We start from the raw sequence: 5275 nt of genomic DNA on the forward strand, positions 1-5275 counted from the left end.
CCCAGATGTCGGCGGCTGACCATGTTGGCACTGATGGCATTCATCAGGCCCAGACTGAGGCGCCCCCTGGTATCGTGCTCCAGCATGCCGCGGCTGCGAACCACAACAACGTTCAGGCGGTACCAGGGATGATTGAGAATGTGGTCTTCATGGCCCCCCAGCAGTTCTTCCAGAAACAACACACTCTTGCGGCTGACTTCCGCCATGCTGACGCCTTTGGCGAAGCGCTGGGATGTGTAGAGGTCCGCCAGCCGGGCCAGCTGCGCCTTGGGGTCATCCGTCGAGGCCACCGCTGCAAATCGCCAACTGCCAATGGAAGAGCCAATCAGCGAGCGCTCCTGTGGCGCCCTGGGCAGAAAGTCCCCAAAGATGGCTTTATCCAGGCCGGAAATGCCCAACGCCTTCGGGCCACCCGCTGCGCCAGGGATGACGTGCACGTCGCCCGCCGCAAACGGTTGCTCCCGCAACCGCTCAAAAGCACGGCGGCCGGCGCGTATGGTCAATGCGGGAGAACGGGTGTGTACTGCGCTCATAACGGCTCCTTGTTCCGAGCCCGCCAGTTTAGCGAACTGGGCTCCCGGCAGCCAGAGCGCGATTCTCGCCCGTTGAAAGGTGTAAAACCAACTACCTTCCCGTGAAGGCCGTGCTAGACTTTGCAAAAGCCCGGATCAAGGAATGCGGGCCCACCACAAACAGCGGGAGTGTGCTGTGAATCCTCTTGCCACTACAGACAACCTGGCCACCAACCCCACCCTGGCCGTGATTGGTTTTAAACGTCAGATCGTCTATCACCTGCATTTCTGGGCTTTTATTGCCGTCGCTCCGCTGGTGATGGTGCAATGGCAAAAAGGCAATGTTCTGCTGGCATCGCTTCTTATTCTGTTCTGCCTGAATGCAGTGGCCGTTATTGCATTCCTTCGATTCCGCGGTGTCTATTTTCTCCAGGGGCGCCTGTTCCCGACATTGGCAGTGGTCTGCGCGGTGTACTCCACCCTGATCAATGGCCACGCCGGGCTGTACTGGGCATACCCGGCCGCCGCCGCACTGTTTTTTTTGCTTCCGTTGAAGGAGGCCACCGCCAGCAATATCGTGTTTGTAGTCAGCATGTCCGTTGTGTCGTTTATTACGTTTCCAGAAGCGGATTTCTGGCGTATCACCTTTTCCCTCGGCCTGACCTGCCTGTTCGTGATGATCTTTGCCTGGCTGGTGGGCCGCCTGCAGGTCGAGCTGACTCGCCTGGCCACCACCGATCCCCTGACCGGCTGCCTCAACCGCTCGCAATTGGCGGATATTCTCAACGGCCAAATCCAGATGCGTGAGCGATACGAGCGAGTGTCCAGTCTCATATTGCTGGATCTGGATTACTTCAAGATGATCAACGATCGTTGGGGCCACCTGGCCGGTGACAAGGTGCTACAGGAGCTGACACTGCGGATTGGCAGGCGGCTGAGAGAGAGCGACCGTCTGTTCCGTATTGGCGGTGAGGAATTCATGCTGGTACTACCGGAAACCCGCCAGAAGGATGCTGACAAAGTCGCGCGGGAATTGCTGACCAGCATCAGTGCCCGCCCGTTCGTAGAAGGGATACAGATCACAGCCAGCGCGAGTGTGGCGGAAGTCGGCAAGGGTGAAACCTGGTCGGTCTGGCTGAACCGGGCGGATCAGGCACTCTACGAAGCCAAGGCGAGAGGCCGTAACCAAGTAGTCAGCGCCGCCAGGAGACCGCACGAGCAACCACCCGAAGATACTGAAGACAAAGCGTTGGCCAACGACCTGTAGCACCTCGGGCCTTACTCCGACTGCTTGCAGAAGTCCCGCCACGCCCGATACACCTCACCGGTAGATTCGAAATGAGGGTAGTGACCGACGTTGCGAAGGCTCACCACGTCCGCGTTCGGCACCAGCTCCCGGTAACGTCTGGCCATAGCGGAACCGGACACCGGGTCCGCCACACCCGAGATCAGCCTCATTGGCTGTTCTGCCTTCTGTAAGGCACCCACCCAGCGGTTACGATGGCAACGGCGCTCTTCCATGAAGTGAATCAGGTTATGCAGAATTCCGCGGCCATTGTTGTAGGTCAACAGGTACCAGAAGTCATCCATATCTTTCCGTGACGGCGGGGTCTCCGGGCCAAACAGACGCCGGAAGTTGCGTTCGAAGGTACGACGGGTGAGACCGCGACTGATCAGGCCACCGAGAGGGCTGCCCAGGAGCTTCTGAATTAACAGTGGGCTGTGGGCTTCCGGAAACAGGGCGCCGTTGAGAAAGCCGACCCGGGCGATGGAGAAAGGCAGCAACCCTTCCTGATCTCTGGCCAACAGTTCCTGGGCCACGCTGCCGCCATAATCATGGGCGAACAGACTGACTGTCTTCAATCCCAGACCGGCGATCCAGCCCTCGAACATGTCGGCCTGGTCTTCGATGCTGTAGTCGTACAGTGCCGGCTTATCGGAAAAGCCAAAGCCCAGCATGTCGAGGGTGAACAAGCTGTGATGCTGCTGCAGCATTGGCCACAGCCGGCTCCAGTCCCAGCTGGCCGTCGGAAAGCCATGCAGCAAAACCACGGGATCGCCCTGGCCCGCCATTCTGCTGAAGATCGCGTGGCCGCCATAGGAAAACCACTTGCCCTCCTGTTGCCACCATTCCAGTGTCGCATTCCTTGCGCCGGGGGCGGCACCCCGAACTCCCGGTATTACCTGTTCCATTGCGGTTTCCTGAAACCAGCCTGAGACTGAAACTCTAAATCAAACCAACCGCCCCTGCCAGATCTGGTCCGACAATTTGCGAACCAGAGCGTTCCAGGGTGGTCTTTTCGCCCTGTGTGGTCGTAAATCTGGAGGACGCGGGCAAATTCCCTTAAGCTTTCGCCCTGAACTGATTCATTTAACCGGAAGCGACTATGACCAACAAGCTCGACGACCTGGCCAGCCATTTTCAGCAGATCATTGCAGGCCTGGGCGAAAACCCTGATCGCGAGGGACTTCAGGACACCCCCATACGGGCAGCCAAGGCTATGCAGTTCCTGACGCAGGGTTACAAGCAAAGCCTGGATACATTGGTCAATAACGCGGTTTTCGAGTCCGCCATGGACGAAATGGTCGTGGTTCAGGACATTGAGCTGTACAGCATGTGCGAGCATCACATGTTGCCGTTCATCGGAAAATGTCACATTGCCTACCTGCCCAATGGCAAGGTGCTGGGCCTGTCCAAGTTTGCCCGTATCGTCGACATGTACGCTCGCCGGTTGCAGATCCAGGAAAACCTGACTCGCGAAATCGCCGAGGCCATTGAGGCGGTGACCGGCGCCAAGGGCGTGGCTGTGGTTATTGAAGCCCAACACATGTGCATGATGATGCGTGGCGTTGAAAAGCAGAATTCCCGCATGAAAACCTCGATGATGCTGGGCCAGTTCCGCAGGTCACAAGCCACGCGCACTGAGTTCCTGACCCTGATTCGGGATCGCTGAACATCCATTGTTGACCAGGAGGCCAGATGACTGCAGTGACCGGAAATCACCAGGCAACCGTACGCATCAAGGATTTGCTGCTGCGCGCCTATATCGGCATCAAGGAAGAAGAGATCAACAACCAGCAGGATGTGCTGATCAACGTCTGCCTGACCTACGATGCCGCGGCCGCCATCAACGAGAATGACATTCGCGCGGCACTGAACTACCGCACGATTACCAAGCAGATCATCGGCCACGTGGACGGCAACCGTTTTGCCCTGCTGGAACGGCTGACCCACGAGGTGCTCAGTATTGTCATGGAGCACGAAGCGGTTCACTGGGCGGCAGTGGAAATCGACAAACCCCATGCGCTACGCTATGCCGAGTCGGTGTCCGTTCGCCTTGAGGCACACCGGGATTCCTGAAGAGTTGATATCGCATGTCCCGAAACAGTCCTGAACAACTGCGCGAAATTCTGGAAACCGTCCGCACGATTGCGCTCGTGGGCGCCAGTGACAAACCCCACCGCCCCAGCCATGAAGTAATGGCCTACCTGCAGGGACGTGGCTACCGGGTGATCCCTGTAAACCCGCGGCTGACTGGCAAGACGCTATTGGGCGAAACCGTCTACGCCGATCTTGCATCCGTTCCCGGGACAATCGACATGGCCGACCTGTTCCTTGCACCGAACCACACCGACCCTGTTATCGATGCCGCCATTGAAAAGGGCATTCCGGTTGTCTGGATGCAGATTGGTGTGATCAACGAAACCGGGGCCCGAAGAGCGGAAAACGCTGGCATATCAGTGGTCATGGACCGGTGTCCCAAGCAGGAAATCCCCCGCCTGTTCTGAAGACAGCACTTCTGCCATAATCTAGCCAGACAATCAGAAGACTGGCAGAGCCATGTGGTTCCGACGTAAAACCAGCACACCACCTTCACGAAAACCGATTGCCCGTTCGCAGGCAGGTTTGCTTGACCCTGACGCCCAAACCAGAGTTGAGCGCGTCCGTCTGCCCGTCGATCTGCTGACTTACGGCATGCGCATCGTCAAGCTGGACCGACCCTGGATCGAAGTGCCCGTACTGTTCCAGGGTTTTACTCTTGAGAACGACCACCAGGCTCGCATACTCCGTCAGTACTGCGAATGGGCGCTGGTTGAAGGCGACGAGCAAGTGTTGGCTGAGGCCCTGGCAAGGGTCACCAGTCACAAACAGCGCACGGCTACCCCACTTCCGGAAACCCGCTCCCTCGCGGAAGAGATCCCCCGCGCCAACCAGGTATGGGGCAAGACCCAGGCATTCGTGGAACAGATCACCCTTGCCATTGAACGGGGCAATGATCTGAACCTGCAAGACGCCCGCCCGGTTATCCGGGAATGCGTGGAAAGTATCAAAGCCAACGCCAGTGCAATGTTCTGGATGAGCCGCATCAAGTCCCGCGACGCCTATACCGCGGAACACTGTTTGCGGGTGGCCATCTTTACCGTTGCCTTCGCACGCTTTCTGGGACTGCCCGACGAGGACCTGGAAATTGCCGGTATGTGCGGACTGCTTCACGACCTGGGCAAGCTTAAGGTTCCTGACGAAATTCTTAATAAACCTGGCGCTCTGAGCCCGGCTGAATATGCGATCATGCAACAGCACACGACGTTCGGCTATGAGCTGCTGAGCTCTGACCCGAAGCTGGATCCGATTATCGGGGACGTGACCCGTCACCACCATGAGCGCATGGATGGCCGCGGCTATCCGCAGCAACTGGAGGACTGGCAGATCAGCCGCTTTGCGAGACTGGTCTCCATTGTTGACGCCTTCGACGCCATGACCA

General features: G+C 58.0%; 6 protein-coding genes and 1 pseudogene. 5 read left to right on the top strand and 2 right to left on the bottom strand.

The genetic code is table 11. The features are described from left to right. A pseudogene (locus B3M52_RS08605) lies at nt 1-533 on the bottom strand (patatin-like phospholipase family protein); the annotation flags it as partial. A 142-nt stretch (nt 534-675) separates the two neighbouring features. Between B3M52_RS08605 and B3M52_RS08610 the strand changes: the two are divergent. Beyond that, nucleotides 676-1779, top strand: a complete 1104-nt coding sequence (locus B3M52_RS08610; protein ID WP_051947084.1) for a GGDEF domain-containing protein — start codon at nt 676-678, stop codon at nt 1777-1779. 11 nt (nt 1780-1790) lie between these two features. Here B3M52_RS08610 and B3M52_RS08615 read toward each other — a convergent pair whose 3' ends face one another. Beyond that, nucleotides 1791-2705 carry an alpha/beta fold hydrolase gene (locus B3M52_RS08615; protein ID WP_075194695.1) on the bottom strand — a complete coding sequence of 305 codons (915 nt, stop codon included), beginning with the start codon at nt 2703-2705 and terminating at the stop codon, nt 1791-1793. Nucleotides 2706-2899: 194 nt separating this feature from the next. On the opposite strand from B3M52_RS08615, the gene folE reads away from it, so the two are divergent. The 4 genes from folE to B3M52_RS08635 all read left to right on the top strand — a co-directional run. Further along, a complete protein-coding gene (gene folE / locus B3M52_RS08620) occupies nt 2900-3466 on the top strand; it encodes a GTP cyclohydrolase I FolE (RefSeq protein WP_075194694.1) in 567 nt (188 codons plus the stop codon). Nucleotides 3467-3492: 26 nt separating this feature from the next. Continuing rightward, nucleotides 3493-3873 (top strand): dihydroneopterin triphosphate 2'-epimerase, encoded by a 381-nt coding sequence (gene folX, locus B3M52_RS08625; protein WP_036211420.1) that lies wholly within the window; start codon nt 3493-3495, stop codon nt 3871-3873. Between the two features lie 14 nt (nt 3874-3887). Next, entirely contained in the window at nt 3888-4301 is a 414-nt protein-coding gene (locus B3M52_RS08630; protein WP_075194693.1) for a CoA-binding protein, read from the top strand. Between the two features lie 52 nt (nt 4302-4353). Continuing rightward, the coding region (locus tag B3M52_RS08635) for an HD-GYP domain-containing protein (RefSeq protein ID WP_286749405.1) at nt 4354-5275 on the top strand (922 nt) is incomplete at its 3' end.

Source organism: Marinobacter sp. UBA2688 (assembly GCF_002352785.1).
Lineage (GTDB): Bacteria > Pseudomonadota > Gammaproteobacteria > Pseudomonadales > Oleiphilaceae > Marinobacter > Marinobacter salarius.